This window comes from Streptomyces longispororuber, assembly GCF_014656095.1.
Taxonomy (GTDB): Bacteria; Actinomycetota; Actinomycetes; order Streptomycetales; family Streptomycetaceae; genus Streptomyces; species Streptomyces longispororuber.
In genome coordinates, this window is record NZ_BNBT01000051.1 from 1 (window position 1) to 15,097 (window position 15,097).

The 15,097-nt window shown below is 72.5% G+C and carries 13 protein-coding genes; 4 read left to right on the forward strand and 9 right to left on the reverse strand.

Annotated elements, in window-relative coordinates:
• From IE330_RS17850 to IE330_RS17870, 5 genes are all read right to left on the reverse strand, one after another.
• Positions 1–1,833, reverse strand: a 1,833-nt coding sequence (locus IE330_RS17850; protein ID WP_229925729.1) for a DUF4135 domain-containing protein, incomplete at its 3' end; no start/stop codon positions are given.
• 219 nt (positions 1,834–2,052) lie between these two features.
• Positions 2,053–2,253, reverse strand: a complete 201-nt coding sequence (locus IE330_RS17855; RefSeq protein ID WP_190137033.1) for a DUF6229 family protein — start codon at positions 2,251–2,253, stop codon at positions 2,053–2,055.
• Between the two features lie 186 nt (positions 2,254–2,439).
• Complete coding sequence (locus tag IE330_RS17860; RefSeq protein ID WP_190137034.1) at positions 2,440–2,904, reverse strand: hypothetical protein; 465 nt, start codon at positions 2,902–2,904, stop codon at positions 2,440–2,442.
• A gap of 238 nt (positions 2,905–3,142) precedes the next feature.
• Complete coding sequence (gene htpG / locus IE330_RS17865; RefSeq protein ID WP_190137035.1) at positions 3,143–4,975, reverse strand: molecular chaperone HtpG; 1,833 nt, start codon at positions 4,973–4,975, stop codon at positions 3,143–3,145.
• A 138-nt stretch (positions 4,976–5,113) separates the two neighbouring features.
• Positions 5,114–5,977, reverse strand: a complete 864-nt coding sequence (locus IE330_RS17870) for a dienelactone hydrolase family protein (protein ID WP_190137036.1) — start codon at positions 5,975–5,977, stop codon at positions 5,114–5,116.
• Positions 5,978–6,106: 129 nt separating this feature from the next.
• Between IE330_RS17870 and IE330_RS17875 the strand changes: the two genes are divergently transcribed.
• On the forward strand, positions 6,107–7,096 hold the full coding sequence (locus IE330_RS17875) for a GlxA family transcriptional regulator (protein WP_229925730.1): 990 nt from the start codon (positions 6,107–6,109) through the stop codon (positions 7,094–7,096).
• 155 nt (positions 7,097–7,251) lie between these two features.
• Positions 7,252–8,310 carry an NHL repeat-containing protein gene (locus IE330_RS17880; protein WP_229925731.1) on the forward strand — a complete coding sequence of 353 codons (1,059 nt, stop codon included), beginning with the start codon at positions 7,252–7,254 and terminating at the stop codon, positions 8,308–8,310.
• A 13-nt stretch (positions 8,311–8,323) separates the two neighbouring features.
• Here IE330_RS17880 and IE330_RS17885 read toward each other — a convergent pair whose 3' ends face one another.
• Positions 8,324–9,496, reverse strand: a complete 1,173-nt coding sequence (locus tag IE330_RS17885; RefSeq protein ID WP_190137037.1) for an epoxide hydrolase family protein — start codon at positions 9,494–9,496, stop codon at positions 8,324–8,326.
• Between the two features lie 103 nt (positions 9,497–9,599).
• Between IE330_RS17885 and IE330_RS17890 the strand changes: the two genes are divergently transcribed.
• Positions 9,600–10,175, forward strand: coding sequence for a CGNR zinc finger domain-containing protein (locus tag IE330_RS17890; RefSeq protein WP_190137038.1), 576 nt, complete (start codon positions 9,600–9,602; stop codon positions 10,173–10,175).
• 338 nt (positions 10,176–10,513) lie between these two features.
• Here the strand turns inward: IE330_RS17890 and IE330_RS17895 are convergent, their stop codons facing one another.
• Positions 10,514–11,179 carry a fasciclin domain-containing protein gene (locus IE330_RS17895; RefSeq protein WP_190137039.1) on the reverse strand — a complete coding sequence of 222 codons (666 nt, stop codon included), beginning with the start codon at positions 11,177–11,179 and terminating at the stop codon, positions 10,514–10,516.
• Positions 11,180–11,598: 419 nt separating this feature from the next.
• Here IE330_RS17895 and IE330_RS17900 point away from each other — a divergent pair, with 419 nt between their 5' ends.
• On the forward strand, positions 11,599–13,374 hold the full coding sequence (locus IE330_RS17900; protein ID WP_190137040.1) for a molybdopterin-dependent oxidoreductase: 1,776 nt from the start codon (positions 11,599–11,601) through the stop codon (positions 13,372–13,374).
• 90 nt (positions 13,375–13,464) lie between these two features.
• Here the strand turns inward: IE330_RS17900 and IE330_RS17905 are convergent, their stop codons facing one another.
• A complete protein-coding gene (locus IE330_RS17905) occupies positions 13,465–14,220 on the reverse strand; it encodes an anti-sigma factor (RefSeq protein ID WP_190137041.1) in 756 nt (251 codons plus the stop codon).
• A complete protein-coding gene (locus IE330_RS17910; protein WP_190137042.1) occupies positions 14,217–14,801 on the reverse strand; it encodes a sigma-70 family RNA polymerase sigma factor in 585 nt (194 codons plus the stop codon). Before IE330_RS17910 ends, IE330_RS17905 begins: the two co-directional genes overlap by 4 nt.
• Positions 14,802–15,097 lie beyond the last annotated feature (296 nt).

A 15,097-nucleotide genomic window follows, 5' to 3' on the forward strand; every position in this document is an offset into this window, starting at 1 on the left:
GTCGCGGGCGCGGCGGCGGCGCGCGCGGTCGCGGGCGTGCGGGGCGCGGGCGGGCTCCCGCGTCCGGCCGGGCAGCGTCCGCTCGTTGAGGTAGGCGCCCACCAGCGCGTCCTGGATCACCGTCTCCTCCAGCGCCAGGTCGGCGGTGCGCCAGTCCTCGACGGTGGCCCGTACGGCGGCCGCGTCGACGGTGAAGGTGACCATGGGCACGTCGCCGACCAGCAGGTCCGCGATCTCGCCGTCGACGGCGGCGCGGTCCGTGGGCGCGCCGGGCAGCACCTCGGCGTTGCGGCGCAGGATGTCCCGGGCCCGCGCGACGGCCGCCGGCTCGTCGTGCAGCGAGGCCGGGTGCCACAGCATCCTGCCGATGTCGACGTACGCCTGCGTCGGGCGCGGGATGCGCCGCGCGGTGACGCCCTCGAAGCGGCCCAGCAGGCGGTACGGGTCGCTCCCCGGCCGGCGCAGGTGCGCGGTCATCTCGCGGAACCCGGCGAGGACCCGGTCCCAGTACGCGCTCAGGACCGGTTCCGGGCCGGGGTGGTTGCCCGCGGCGGGCAGGGGCGCGAGGTCCACCCGGAAGCGGGCCGCCGCGGTGCCGCCGTCCGCGATCACCGGGTGCGGGATCAGCGGCTGCTGGCCGGGCAGCGCCCCGACGCCGGAGATGTCCACGCCGCCGAGGGCGAAGCCGGTGCCGCGTACGGGCAGCAGGCCGGTGCGCAGCACCGTGCGGCGGATGGCGGCGGCCGCGACGTCGACCGCGTCGCCGCGGCCGCTGGGCGGGAAGGGCGCGGGGGCGTCGAAGAGCGTCTCGGCGTCGACGATCACCGCCGCGGGACCCGCGGCGATCATGTTCTCGGCGTGCATGTCGGTGCCGCCGGTGAGGCGCAGGAGAGCCAGCCAGTGGCCGACGCCCCTGTAGAACGCGGCGAGTTCGGCGTCGTCCGCGCAGTAGCGGTGGCGGACGAAGGCGGCCCAGCCGTAGCCGTCGCGCGCCAGGGTCCGCGGCACCCGGATGCGCCGCTCCGGCGGCGGGGCGCCGGGGAAGTCCGCGAACACCTCGTCCAGGAGCGCGCCCAGCGCCACGTCGGCCCCGGACGGGCGGGGCTTGTACATGACGGTGCCACCGGTGAGGTCGACCCGGCTGACGGTCAGGCCGCCCCGGTGGCTGTCGCCCGCGCCGAAGGTGACCGCGCGCACCTCCCCCGGCGGGGCGCCGAGGAGCGGGCGCAGCAGGGCGCGGTCCGCGGCGAGGCGCCGCGCGAAGGTGGCCGTCGCCGCGACCGACAGGCGCGCCACGGAGGCGATCCGCGCGGCGAGGCCCGGGTAGCGGGGGGCCAGGGAGGCGAGGTAGCCGTCCTCGGAGGCCCGCTCGATGAACGCGGCCCACGTGGCGTGCCCGGCGTCGGCCGCCGGGCCCGGGGCGGTGGCCGCTTCGCCGCGGGCCGCGGGGCGCGGTGCCGTGGTTTCTTCACCGTGGGCCGCGGGGCCCGGGACGACGGTGGGTTCGCCCTGGGCCACCGGGCCCGGGCCCGTGGTTCCTTCGCCGCGGGCCCCGGGGCCCGGACCTGCGGCCCGTTCGCCCTCGGCCAGGCGCAGCGCGTGCAGCTCGATCAGGAAGAGGCGGGACAACTTCGCGTGCAGCGACTGGAGCAGGGCGGTGTGCCCGGCCTCCAGCACCACCTCCCGTTCTCCGGCGCCGAGCGCCGGGACGGAGGCCAGGCGGCGGGCGAGCTCGTCCCGCCAGGGCCGGGCGAGGGCGCGTACGGGCCGGTCGAACCACCGCCCCTCGTCACCGGAGGCCACCGACTCCTGCTCCGCCTGCCGGGGCGCCATCCGCTCCGGCTCCGCCTGCTGTGGCCCCGGTTCCTGCGGCTCCGCCGCCCTCGGCCCTTGTCTCCTCCGCCCGGCTGCCTTCGGCCCGGTTCCCGTCACTGTCCACCGCCCCCGTCCCCGCGCCCGCTGATGCCCTTGAGCGACCCCGGCGGGCGGGGCGCGACTGCCTGGTCAGACGGTCGCGCCCCGCCCGTCACGGGCCCCACGACAGCGCGGCGGTCAACAGCAGTAACTGCCGTGCGACCCGCTCGGGCTCGAGCAGTAGCCGTACAGGGAGTCGCTCGGGTCGGTGAGCGCGGCCTCGGCCGCGGCGCCGCCGACGTAGAGCGGCCCGGCCGGGTTCGTCTGGCCGTACGCGCTCTCGGCGCCGGACAGCCAGGCTTCGAGCACGGCGTCGGTGTGGGCACGGGTCTGGGGCATGAGCGGCCTCCGGGTACGGGGGGGGACAGGTTGCCGAGCCCGAGTATCACCGGACGCGGGTCCTCCGCAGGCGGCCTAACCGGCCACAGTCCCGCGGCCCCCGCGCGCTCCCGGACGTCCCGGTCCTCGACCTCGTCCCGGCCCCGTCCCCGTCCCCGGGCCCGTACGGCCCAAGACCCCGGCGGGTCACACGCCCATGGAGGCCAGCTCCATCGCGGTGCGGTAGTTGCGGGCCGCGTTGACGACGCAGACGCGGTAGGTGCGGTTCTCCTTGACGGCGAGGAAGTAGTCGCGGAGCTGCTTCCAGTAGGAGCGCAGATAGCTGAGCCCCGGCACGAACCCCGGCGGCCGCGGGACGAGCGCGAACGCCTCCGAGCAGCGCAGGATCTCCCCCGTGGCCTGGGAGAGGACGTCGGCGACGTCCGTGTTCATGTCCCAGCCCGCGGCCTGGTCGGGCCAGATCGCGGCCGCGATCTGGCGCAGGCGGTCCTGCTCCTCCGGGGGCAGGGAGCCGAACGCGACGGCCTGCGTGGACGCGGGAGGGGCCGCGCGGGTCACCGCGTAGGCCGTCCCCAGCGTGCCGGTGGCGAGCAGGCCGCCCACCACCAGGGCCGCCACCGCGGGTATCGGACGGATCCGCCGAGTCTTCATTCCTGCCCCCTCGCTCGTTCGACCGTACGTGCCAGCCGACCGTCACACGGCGGCGCGGCCCGGGCAACGGCAGCATCCCGTGATGGCCGGATCGCGCCCCTGGACGCCCGGCGCGGCACTGTTGCACGACGGCGGCGGGCCCCCGCTCCGTCCGGTGGAGGCGGGGGCCCGTCGCCCGGAGGCCGTCAGCCGCGGGCCGTCATGCGCGTCCGGACACGCCCAGATCGCGCGGGCACGCTCAGATCGTGCGGCTGAGGCGGTCGGCGAGCAGGGTGGCGAAGCGGGCCGGGTCCGCCAGGTCCCCTCCCTCCGCGAGCAGCGCCGTGCCGTACAGCAGCTCGGCCATGTCGGTCAGGTCCGGGTCGTCGGCGCGCTTCTCGTACGCGGACCGCAACCCGCTGACCAGGGGGTGCTGCGGGTTCAGCTCCAGGATGCGCTTGACCGGCGGGAAGCCCTGGCCCATCGCCTTGTACACCTTCTCCAGCGCGGGCGTCATGCCGTCGTTGTCGCTGACCAGGCAGGCCGGGGAGCTGGTCAGACGGGTCGTCAGGCGGACGTCCTTGACGTCGTCGAGGGTGTCGTTGAGCCAGCCGAGCACCGCCTTGTACGCCTCGGTGTCCTCCTCGGAGACCTCCTCCTCGGCGGAGACGTCGGACTCGCCCCGGGTGACGGACTGGAACTCCTTGCCGTCGTACTCGTGCACCGTGTCGACCCAGATGTCGTCCACCGGGTCGGTGAGCAGCAGGACCTCGTAGTCCTTGGCCTTCAGCGCCTCGATGTGCGGGGAGTTCTCGATCTGGGCGCGGCTCTCGCCGGTGACGTAGTAGATCTTGTTCTGGCCGTCCTTCATCCGGGAGACGTAGTCGGCCAGCGTGGTGGGCTCGTCGCCGGCGGTCGAGGCGAACGAGGCGATGTCGAGGATCGCCTTGTGGTTCTCGGACCCGTCGAGCAGCCCCTCCTTCACGGCGGCGCCGAACTCCCGCCAGAAGGTGCGGTACTTCTCGGCGTCGTTCGTCATGAGGTCCTTGATGGTGGACAGGACCTTCTTGGCGAGGCGGCGGCGGATGAGCTGAATGTGCCGGTCCTGCTGGAGGATCTCGCGGGAGACGTTCAGCGACAGGTCGGCGGCGTCCACGACGCCCTTGACGAAGCGCAGGTGGTCCGGCAGCAGCTCCCGGCTGTCGTCCATGATGAACACGCGCTTGACGTAGAGCTGGACGCCGTGGCGGGCGTCGCGCTGGAAGAGGTCGCGCGGGGCGCGGGACGGGATGAACAGCAGCGCCTCGTACTCGAAGGTGCCCTCCGCCCGCATCGGGATGATCTCCAGCGGGTCGGCCCAGTCGTGGGTGATGTGCCGGTAGAACTCGCGGTACTCCTCGTCCTTGACGTCGGACCGCGGGCGCGCCCACAGCGCCTTCATCGAGTTGAGGGTCTCCTCGCCCATGCGGATGGGGAAGGAGATGAAGTCCGAGTACCGCTTGACGACCTCGCGGATCTTCTGGTCGTCGGTGTAGTCGTGGAGGGCGTCCTCCTCGTCGGCGGGGCGCAGGTGGACGGTGACCGCCGTGCCCTCCGGCGCGTCCTCGACGGTCTCGATCGTGTACGTGCCGCCGCCGTCCGACTCCCAGCGGACGCCCTCGTCCTCGCCGGCCTTGCGCGTGAGCAGGGTGACCTTCTCCGCGACCATGAAGACGGAGTAGAAGCCCACGCCGAACTGGCCGATCAGCTCGGCCGACTCCTTGTTCTCCTTCAGCCGGCGCAGCATCTCGGCCGTACCGGAGCGGGCGATGGTGCCGATGAGGCCCACCACGTCCTCGCGCGACATGCCGATGCCGTTGTCCCGCACGGTCAGGGTGCGGGCCTCCTTGTCGACCTCGATGGCGATGTGCAGGTCGTCCGCGGCCTTGAGGCTCTCGTCCTTGAGGCCGGCGAGGCGCCGCTTGTCCAGGGCGTCGGAGGCATTGGAGATCAGCTCACGCAGGAAGACTTCCTTGTGGGAGTAGATCGAGTGGACCATCAACTGCAGGAGTTGCCGCGCTTCAGCCTGAAACTCCAGCGTCTCGGTGGTCATGGCATCCTTTCTCGTCAGGTGGTGCGCGCGGGTCCGGGGCGCGGTTCACCTTCTGCCGCTGAGGACGAAGCGACACCCCCGTTTCGCGCACCTCGAATTTTGACATGTCGGTCACCGTCCGACCGCGCGTACGGCACATCACCCGCTTCCCCGCACCTTCCGCTCCGGATCGCGCGCCTGCGCGCGCTCTTGGTGGAGCCGCTCCGCGAGGAAGGCGATGATCTCGTCGCGCGCCCGGGTGGTGGGGTGGCCCTCGCGGTCGACGAGGTGGGCCGTGACGACGCTGTGGGGGCAGCCGACGACGTCGCGGAAGAAGGGCGGCGGGTCGGTGTTCGCGGACGAGCCGGGCAGGACGCGGCCGTCGAAGGCGTCGCCCAGCAGTGCCCGGTAGGCCGCGAACCGGCGGCCGGTGCACCAGGTGTCGTCGTCGAAGCGGTAGGCCAGGACCGTCAGGCCGTCCCCGCGGACGCGGGCGGCGACGGCGGCCGCGTCGTCGGCGCTCAGCTCCAGGCCGCCGGGGTCGTCGAGCGGCAGCGACGGATGGTTCAGCACGGGGGCGACGACGACGGGTTCGAGGGCCATGGTCAGGGCGAAGTTGCCGGTGAAGCAGAGCCCCACGGCGCCGACGCCCGGCCCGCCGCACTCGGCGTGGGCGCGGCGGGCCAGGCCGCGCAGCCAGGCGGTGACGGGGCTGGTGCCGCCCCCGGCGAAGGCCCGGAACTCGGCGCTGACGCAGGCGCGCCGGACGACGGTGTCCACGGCCTCGGCGCGCGGGTAGGCACCGTCGACGCCGAACAGGGACGGCATGTACACGGTGAAGCCGGAGTCGCGCAGCCACCGCCCGAACCGCGCGACGTCGGGGCTGATGCCCGGCATCTCCGGCATCAGGACGACGGCGGGGCCCGCCCCGGACACGTACACGGTCTTGCTCGTGCCGTCGACGTCGACGGCCCTGCGGTCGAAGTCCCGCAAGGGGTCGCCGCGGCCTCGTTCGGTTGTCATGGCGGACAGGATGGCGAGAGGCTGTCCTCCCCCGGAAGCGGCGGCATCGCCAGGCTGCGGGGTGATACCGCCATCCCCGTCCACCGACCGCCCGTCGCCCGCCGCCCGCCTGCCCACCGGAGGTGCCCTGTGAGTCCGCTGCGCGTGAGTGTGCTGGCCTACCCCGGCTGCTTCGCGTCGGAGGTGTTCGGGGTCCTCGACCTGCTGACCATGGCCGGGCACGTGGCGGCGGCGCGGGGCGCGGACGGGCCGTCCTACGAGACGTCGGTCGTCTCGCCGCGCCGCCGGGTGTTCGCGTCCGGCGGCACACGCGTCGACGTCGCGGCGGTGCGGCCCGCGGACATGCTGCTCGTGCCGGGCTTCGCGCTCTCCCCCGCCCTCGACCTCGACGCGGTCCTGGCGGGCCTCGGGCCGGAGACCGCCGTGCTGCGCGCGCAGGCGGCGTCGGGGGCCGCGGTCGTCTCGATCTGCGTCGGCGCGTTCCTGCTCGCCGAAGCCGGCCTGCTGCGCGACCGCGAGGCGACGACGTCCTGGCTGTACGCGGACCGGTTCGGGCGCCGGTACGCCGACGTGCGCCTCCGCCCGGAGCGGCTGGTCGTCACCGACCGGGGGGTGACGACCACCGCGGCCTTCAGCGCGATGTACGACTTCGCGCTGCGGCTCGTCCGCGACCACGACGGCCCCGGCGTCGCCCGGGCCACGGCGCGCGTCGCGCTCCTCGACGACGCGCGGTCCACGCAGTCCGCCTACGTCGACCCTGCCCTGCTGCCGGCCGTGGGCAGCGGCTTCTCGCTCCGGGTCAGGCGGTGGCTCGACCAGAACCTCGCGGTCCGCTACGACCTGCCCGCCCTCGCCCGGGCCTTCGGCGTCAGCCCCCGCACCATGCTCCGCCGCTTCAAGGGCGAGACCGGTGAGACGCCGTTGACGTATCTGCACACCGCCCGGGTGCGCCGGGCCCGCCTCCTGCTGGAGACGACCGACCGGACCGTCGCGAGCGTCGCCGCCGCCGTCGGGTACGGCGACGCCGGGGCGTTCAGTACGGTGTTCACCCGGCACACGGGGCGCCGGCCGAGCGCGTACCGCACGGCCTTCCGCCGGTGCGACGACCGCGGGGAGTGAGGCGGCCCCGCCTCGACACGGCCGAGGTGTCCCGGCCGGGGGCCCGGGCGGGGCGGCCGTCGGTCCGCCTCCGCCGCGGGCGGAAAACGGCACGGTGGTACGCCCGTTGTGGTTCCGTGGGCGGGTCGGGTCCCCACTGCGGAAGGACGAAGGCCATGGCAGGCCCCCATCTCCATAACTCCTGTGTCTCCGGTGGCTGTTGCGTCTGCGGTGACTCCCGCGCGGCGCGTGCGGCGCGTGCTCCACAGGGGCCCCGGGTCTCCCGGCGGCAGGTGCTCGGCGCCGCGGGCCCCGCGGGCGCCGCGTCCGTGCCCGCGCCGAGCGCGGCGGCGGCCCGCGCCGAGTCCGCGGACGCCCTCTGGCCGACCGAGTTCCCGCTCCCCGACGGCTTCCGGCCCGAGGGCATCGCGGTCGGGCCGGGGCCCTACGCGTGGTTCGGGTCACTCGGGGGCGGCTCCCTGTACCGCGCGAGCCTCGCCACCGGCCGGGGCGAGACCGTGGACACCGGGACGGACGCGATGAGCATCGGCCTCAAGAGCGACCGGTACGGCCGGCTGTTCATCGCCGGCGGGCTCGCCCGCCACCTGCGCGTCGTCGAGGGCCGCAGCGGCCGGGTCCTCGCCACGTACGAGGTCGGCACCCCCGCCACCGTCGTCAACGACGTCGTCCTCACGCGCCGGGCCGCCTGGTTCACCGACTCCACCCAGCAGCAGGTGTACGGCCTGCCTCTGGGCCCGCGCGGTGAGCTGCCCGCCCCGCGGGACGTGGTGACGCTGCCGTTGCGGGGCGAGTGGGTCCAGGCCCCGGCCGACGGGTTCACCACCAACGGCCTGGCGCGGACGCCGGACGGCCGCGGCCTGCTCGTGATCAACGTCCACGCCCACGGCGGCAGCCTGTACTGCGTCGACCCGCGCACCGGTGACGCCCGCCGGGTCGACCTCGGCGCCCACAGGCTTCCCGACGGCGACGGCGCCCTCCTCCTCGGCCGCACCCTCTACGTCGTCCAGCAGCTCCAGAACGCCGTCGACGTGTTCCGCATGGACGCCACGGGCCTGCGCGGCACGGCGATCGCCCGGATCACGGACCCGCGCTTCCGCATCCCCACGACCGTCGCCGCGTACGGGAACCGGCTCTACCTGCCCAACTCCCGCTTCAACGAGGAGCCCACGCCGACGACGCCGTACAACGCGGTGGCGGTGCGCCGGGTGCGCTGAGGCCCAGTCGCGTTCACCGGCTGGCGGTGAGTACTGCCGCGAGGCCTTCTTGCAGGTCCTTGACGAAGTACTCGGGAACCTCCAGCGACGGGAAGTGTCCCCCGCTGTCGGGCGAGTTCCATCGGACGATCCGTCGGTACCGCTCCTGCGCCCAGGGGCGCGGACACTTCTCGGTGTCGCGGGGATAGGCAGTGATTGCCGCCGGGACGTCGACCCTGAGTTCGGGGTCGAGCGAGTTGTGGCTCTCGTAGTAGATGCGGGCGGCCGATGCGCCGGTCCGCGTCAGCCAGTACAGGGTGACGTTGTCGAGAACGCGGTCTCGGGAAATCGTCTCGAAGGGGCTGTCTTCGGTGTCCGACCACTCGGCGAACTTGTCGAGGATCCAGGCGAGGAGCCCGACCGGTGAGTCGACGAGCGAGTAGCCGATGGTCTGCGGTCGGGTCGCCTGCTGCTTCGCGTATGCCGACCGGTTGCGCCAGAAATCGCGCGTCTCCTCGGCCCACTGGCGCTCGGTCGCCGTCAGAACGTCCGTCGTCAGCCCGGGCGGCCCTTCCGCGAACGTGGTGTGGATGCCCAGAACGTGCGCCGGGAACCTGCCGCCGAGGATCGTGGTGATGTTGCCTCCCCAGTCGCCGCCGTGGGCCGCGAACCTGTGGTAGCCGAGCCTGCCCATCAGTTCCACCCAGGCGGCCGCGATCTTCTCGGTTCCCCAGCCGGTGGTGGTCGGCTTGTCGCTGTATCCGAAGCCCGGCAGCGACGGGGCCACGACGTGGAACGCCGGTGCGTCCGCGGCAGTCGGATCCGCCAGTTCGTCCACGACGTCGACGAACCGGGCAACGCTGTCCGGCCAGCCATGCGTCAGCAGCAGAGGAGTGGCATCCGCGCGCGCCGACCGGCGGTGCAGGAAGTGGATGCCCAGACCGTCAATGGTCGTGCGGAACTGGCCGATCCGGTTGAGGCGCTCCTCGAACGACCGCCAGTCGTAGCCGGTGCGCCAGTAGTCCACGACCTCGACGAGGTCAGCGAGAGGAACGCCCTGTTCCCACCGGCGGGGGCCGGGTGGGGCGCGATGGACGGTCTCGGCCTCCGGTAGCCGCGCCGCGGCCAGCCGCGCGCGCAGATCGTCGAGGTCGGCGTCAGTCGCGTGGGTTTCACATGCTTGTACGTCGCTGGTCGGACGGGGCATGGGACCTCCTGACCGTCGCGGAACCGGCTACGACCTATCGGGAACCGGCTAAGACGGTTCTAGCAGTTCTTCGGGCGGCGCCGCAACCGGCTATGGTGGTTCCATGCGTGCCGGGTTCCCTGACTTCCGCCTCGGTGCCGTGCTGGCGACCAGCTTCACGGGGACGCTGTCGGAGCGTCACGGCGACGCCGTGGAGCGCATTCCCACGCCGCACCGGCTCGTCGACTGGCTGGCGGTGTACGGCCTCGCCGTGGACTCGTGCACCACCGCCCAGCTCGAACTGGCACGGGAACTGAGGGAGTCGATCCACGCCGCCGCGACCGCGGCCGCGCTCCAGGACACTCTCCCCGCGTCCGCTGTCCACGTCATCAACGACCGCAGCGCTCAGGGCCGGGCGACGGCGATCCTGACGCCCGAGGGCAAGCGACGATGGCAGCTCGGCCCGGCTTCCCGCGTGGAAGACGCCCTCAGCGTGATCGCCGCCGACGCGATCAGCATCATCGCAGGCGAGCGAGACGGAAAACTGGCCTTGTGCGCATCGCCAACCTGTCAAGCCGCGTTCTTCGACACCAGCCGAAGCCGCACCCGCAAATGGTGCGACATGAACACATGCGGGAATCGGCAGAAGAAGGCACGCTTCCATGCCAACCGGCGCAAGAACCCCGGATCAGCGGACTGAAGGCCTGCCGGGCGCCCACGGAACGACGGCCCCTGTGCCGCTGAGAGGGGCGATCGTAGTTCCGTCTGACACGGACACCTTCCCGGCCGCCCGCACATGCCGCCGGCGCTTCGTCCGGCGTACCACCGCACCGGGCCCGAACTCGTCCTGCCGGTCCGGGACCTGGCCCGCGGCGAAGCCCCGACATCAGGCGGTAGGTGTTCGCTCCCGTCAGGTACGTGGCCTTGATCGGGCAGGCCTTGGCAGGCGTTGTCGGCTGGTGGCTCCGCGGTATGTGGAGCCACCAGCCGGGACGCGTAGGTGTGCAGGTCAGGCGTCAGGTGTGGGGACTGAGCGGGTCACTTCTTCGGCATGAGGACGGTGTCGATGATGTACACATGCGCGTTGGCGGTCTTCACCTGGCCGCACACGACGTCGGCGGAGTCGTTGACCTTGTAGGACTCCCCTGATCCCGTGGTGCTGATCTCACTCTTCTCCAGCGTCGGGAAAGTACCGTCCTCCAGGTCCGCGGGCGTCAGCTTCTGTCCCACGACGTGGTAGGTCAGGACCTTGGTGAGCTGCGCCTTGTCGTTGAGGACGTTGTCCAGGTCCTTCTTGGGGATCTTGGCGAAGGCGTCGTCGGTGGGGGCGAAGACGGTGATGTCCTTGGCGTTGTTGAGCGTGTCGACGAGTCCGGCCTTCTTGACCGCGGTGACCAGGGTGGACAGGGCCGGGTTGTTCGAGGCGGCCGTCGCGACCGGGTCCTCGGCCATGCCGTCGAAGCTGCCCGCCCCGTCCTCGGGGACCGAGGAGCACGCCGGACCGAAGGGTGCGTCCGTGCCCTTCATGCCGCTGGGGTCGGCCGGGGCTTCCTTGCTCGCGGAGTCCTGCGTGGCCGCGGACTTCTTGTCCGACGCACCGTCCTTGCTGTCGCTGTCGTCCGAGCAGGCCGTCAGGGACAGGGGCAGAACGGCCGCGGCGGTCAGGGCCAGCGCTGCGCGGCGGATGCGGAAGGTGGTGCTCATGTCTTTCTCCTCGGTAGGGGTGAACCGCGCATCTGCGCGCGGGGCGGTGTGCTGGGACCGGTCGTTGTCGTCGCACGCCGGGGAAGGGCCGTTCCGGACCGTCGAGGTGTCCGGAGGTTTCCGACTCGTCCGGGCGGGCCGGGCCTCGGAGCGTGGCCACGGCGTGGCGCGGCCTTGCGCAGTCCTTGTGCGAAGGGGGGCGCGGGGCGGGGGAGACCGGACTGCTGATCTGTGCACACCCTTGATTCGAAGCCGTGGGCCATCCGGCTTGGTTTTCATCCGCCCGGACTGACGTTCTTCTGTTCCGTGCAGGTCGGCAGGGTGCCGACGCCCAGCTTCACGATCTGCTCCACGAACGCTCCGGGCCCCCGACAGCGGGCGGTACCAATCCGCGGGGGCAGCGGCCACGGATGTCGGGCATGAGCGATGAACTGAGGGCGTCACGGCTCCGCTCCGCCTTGCGGCGTAATGGTCTGGGGGCGTTGAGCGGATTGCTGGCGGGCTACGCCGCGCTCGCGGTGGCCGAACTGGTGTCGACCGCTGTGCGGCCCCAGGCGGGTCCTGTGGTGGCGGTCGGTGGTGCGGCCATCGACCGGACTCCGTCGTCCGTCAAGGTGTGGGCGATCCGCGAATTCGGCACGAGCGACAAACTCGTCCTGCAAGGGGGCATCCTCGGCGTGCTGGCCCTGGTCGCACTCGCTCTGGGTGTCCTGGCCGTACGGCACCGGCGGGTGGGTTCCGCGGGTGTGCTGCTGTTCGGGGTCGTCGGGGCGCTCGCCGCGACCGGTCGTCCGGATTCCACGAGCGCCACGGACGCGTTGCCCTCCGCCGTCGGCGCCGTGGTGGGCGCCGGGCTCCTCCACTGGCTGGCAGGACGCGTGCCGACGCAACCACTTGCGGCCGGACGCACGAGTCAGCATCCGACGCCACGCGATGCGGCGGAGGACGGAGCCATCCCCGGACCCCCCGCGCTCGGTGCCGCCGCTCTCGGTGTCGGCGACGGCGGCACCGGCGACCCCAGGCATGAAGGCGAGGGAGCGACACCAGGGGGCCAGGGAGTGGCAGCGGTGCATACCGACCAGCCCCCGGCAACAGGCCCGGCGCCGTGGGACCGACGCGGGTTCGTCGTCGCGGCTGCGGCCGCAGCCGCCGCCTCGACAGGCGCTGGGCTGCTCGCACGAAGCCTGCACGGCACGATCGGCGAACGGGCCGACCGGTCCCGCAGCCGCGTGGTCCTGCCCTCGCCCGCCTCCCCGGCTGCTCCCGTCCCGAAGGGCAGCGCGCTGCGTGTCGCCGGCATCAGCTCCTTCATCACGCCCAACAAGGACTTCTACCGGGTCGACACCGCCCTGGTCGTGCCCAAGGTCGACGCCACGTCCTGGAGCCTGCGCATCCACGGCAAGGGTGTGGCCCGTGAACTGCGCCTGTCCTTCGACGACCTGCTGCGCATGCCCCTGATCGAGCGCGACATCACGCTGACCTGTGTCTCCAACGAAGTCGGCGGTCCCTACGCGGGCAACGCGCGCTGGATCGGCGTACCTCTCGAGGGGCTGCTCACCCGATGCGGTGTCAAGCCTCCGTCCCACGGCGGGCCGGCCGATCAGCTCGTCGCCCGCTCGGTCGACGGAATGACGCTGGGCACGCCCGTCGAGGACGTGATGGACGGCCGTGACGCCATGCTCGCCCTCGGCATGAACGGCGAACCGCTGCCCTTCGCCCACGGCTTCCCGGTACGCATGCTCGTCCCCGGCCTGTACGGGTACGTGTCCGCGTGCAAATGGATCGCGGACATCGAACTGGCCACCTTCGACGACTACGACACCTACTGGGTCAAGCGGGACTGGGCTCGGAAGGCGCCCGTCAAGACCCAGTCGCGCATCGACACGCCCAAGCCCTTCGCCCGCCTCGGAGCAGGCACCATCACGATCGCCGGTGTGGCCTGGGCCCAGCACCGCGGCATCGACAAGGTCGAGATCCGCGTCGACGACGGCCCCTGGCAGCAGGCCGACCTCGCCGCCGAGGACACCCGCGACACCTGGCGCCAGTGGTCCTTCCCGTGGCGGGCAGCACCCGGCAGCCACACCCTGGCTGTCCGTGCCACCGACCGTACGGGCACCACGCAGACGCAAGAACGCACCCGCACCATCCCCGACGGCGCGAGTGGCTGGCACTCCGTCCTCGTCACCGTCGACTGAAGCCCGCAGGAGGTGGGCGACCCGCTGCCGTCACTCGTCGCCGCCCGCCGTCGTTCCGCTCAGGACCATCGGCCCGGATGGCAGGCCCGCTCAGGTGGGAAGGGCCAGGAGGGCGACGGGCGGTGAGGTCGGCTCCGGGGAACCACCGGCGGGTTCGACGGTCATGCCCATGCCGGTGGCCTTGCCGACCGGGCCCTTCATCAGGGTCGCCGTGGTGGTGCTTTCGGGATCCAGCAGCCCGGCGGAGCGCATGGAACCCTGGTCCTGAAACCAGAGCTGGTAGACCTTACCGCGGGGTGGTTTCGCCATGCCGGCGGCCAGGAAGGCGGCTTGGTTGCGGCTGTCGGAGACGACGATCGTCGCGCTGGCACCACCGGCCAGCTTCGCGGTGCGCGTCCTGGCATCGGGGGCAGCCATCAAGCCCGCCAGGTCCTCGGACCGCTCCTGCGTCTGCCGGGCCCTCTCCCGCGCCTCGTCGGCCCGCTGATGCTGCCAGACGGTGGTGCCGCCCAGCGCGGTGGCCGCGGCGGCGCAGGCGGCCAGTGCCCAGCGCGACGCGTGACGCGCCCGGTGCCGCAGGGCGCGGGCCTGCCCTGCGGACTCCGTGAACGGTGGTTCCTGCCGTACGGTGGTGACGCGCCGGAGCACCTCGTCCTTCATGGTGCGGCGCGGCGAGGCGGCCGCCGCGAGTCCGAGCCGCGCGGCGGTAGCCGTCAGCTCCCGGACCTCCAGCAGGCACGACGGGCATCGCGTCAGATGCTCCTCGAACGTGCGACGCTCCTCGTCGCCCAGGGCGTCGGTGGCGTAGGCGCCGGTGAGCGTGTGAGGATCAACGCCGTGGGTCATGCGCTCACTCCCAAGCAGTCGCGCAGCCGGATGAGTCCGTCGCGCAGGCGGGTCTTGACGGTGCCCAGGGGCAGCGAGAGAAGTTCCGCGACCTGCCGGTAGGTCAGGCCCCGGTAGTAGGCCAGGGACACCGACTGCCGCTGCACCTCGGTGAGCGTACGCAGGCAGCGGCGGACCTGCTCCCGCTCCAGACGTGTCTCGACCTGCTCGCTGACCTCGTCGAACGCGGGAGTGTGCGCCAGCAGCGCCGCCTTGTGCTCACGGGCGGAGGCGGCCTCCACCGAGCGGACCCGGTCGATGGCGCGCCGATGCGCCAGGGTCAGGATCCAGTTCATGGCCGTGCCGCGGTCCTCGCGGTAGCGCGGCGCGGTGCGCCACACCTCGACCAGGACCTCTTGAGTGACCTCCTCGGACTGGGCGTGGTCACGCAGCACAGCGCGCACCACACCCAGTACGGGAGCGGCTACGACGTCGTAGACGTAGGAGAACGCCCGCTGGTCACCACGGGCCACCCGGGCCATCAACTCCTGCAGATCGGGCCCCGCAGCCGCCCGCGATCCGATGTGCACGACTTCCTTCACGCGATACCTCTCCAGGACGGCGATTGCTTCCACCCGTATTCCGAGGCTGACGGCGCAGCGGATTGGACGGCACTGACATTGCTTTTCGTCGTCGCGACGCCGAAGGATCGTGCCAAGCGTGGGGCGCCATGCACCACGGAGCGCACACCGTCATGCCGACCTATCGGCGGTGGCCACAGCAGCTTCGGGACGGTATCTCTTCGCGGCTCCCGGGCCGACCGCCTCTTCTCCTGGGGGCGACGCCCTGCTGAGCGGGCGACCCGGGTGTGTCAGCAACGCTTGTTGCTGTCTATGGT

What these genes read in the sequence shown, in the direction of transcription:
- IE330_RS17905 (WP_190137041.1), bottom strand. Translation starts at nt 14,220, where the DNA reads ATGACCCACGGCGTTGATCCTCACACGCTCACCGGCGCCTACGCCACC.
- IE330_RS17880 (WP_229925731.1), top strand. Translation starts at nt 7,252, where the DNA reads ATGGCAGGCCCCCATCTCCATAACTCCTGTGTCTCCGGTGGCTGTTGC.
- IE330_RS17870 (WP_190137036.1), bottom strand. Translation starts at nt 5,977, where the DNA reads ATGACAACCGAACGAGGCCGCGGCGACCCCTTGCGGGACTTCGACCGC.
- IE330_RS17900 (WP_190137040.1), top strand. Translation starts at nt 11,599, where the DNA reads ATGAGCGATGAACTGAGGGCGTCACGGCTCCGCTCCGCCTTGCGGCGT.
- IE330_RS17885 (WP_190137037.1), bottom strand. Translation starts at nt 9,496, where the DNA reads ATGCCCCGTCCGACCAGCGACGTACAAGCATGTGAAACCCACGCGACT.
- IE330_RS17895 (WP_190137039.1), bottom strand. Translation starts at nt 11,179, where the DNA reads ATGAGCACCACCTTCCGCATCCGCCGCGCAGCGCTGGCCCTGACCGCC.
- IE330_RS17855 (WP_190137033.1), bottom strand. Translation starts at nt 2,253, where the DNA reads ATGCCCCAGACCCGTGCCCACACCGACGCCGTGCTCGAAGCCTGGCTG.
- IE330_RS17890 (WP_190137038.1), top strand. Translation starts at nt 9,600, where the DNA reads ATGCGTGCCGGGTTCCCTGACTTCCGCCTCGGTGCCGTGCTGGCGACC.
- IE330_RS17860 (WP_190137034.1), bottom strand. Translation starts at nt 2,904, where the DNA reads ATGAAGACTCGGCGGATCCGTCCGATACCCGCGGTGGCGGCCCTGGTG.
- htpG (WP_190137035.1), bottom strand. Translation starts at nt 4,975, where the DNA reads ATGACCACCGAGACGCTGGAGTTTCAGGCTGAAGCGCGGCAACTCCTG.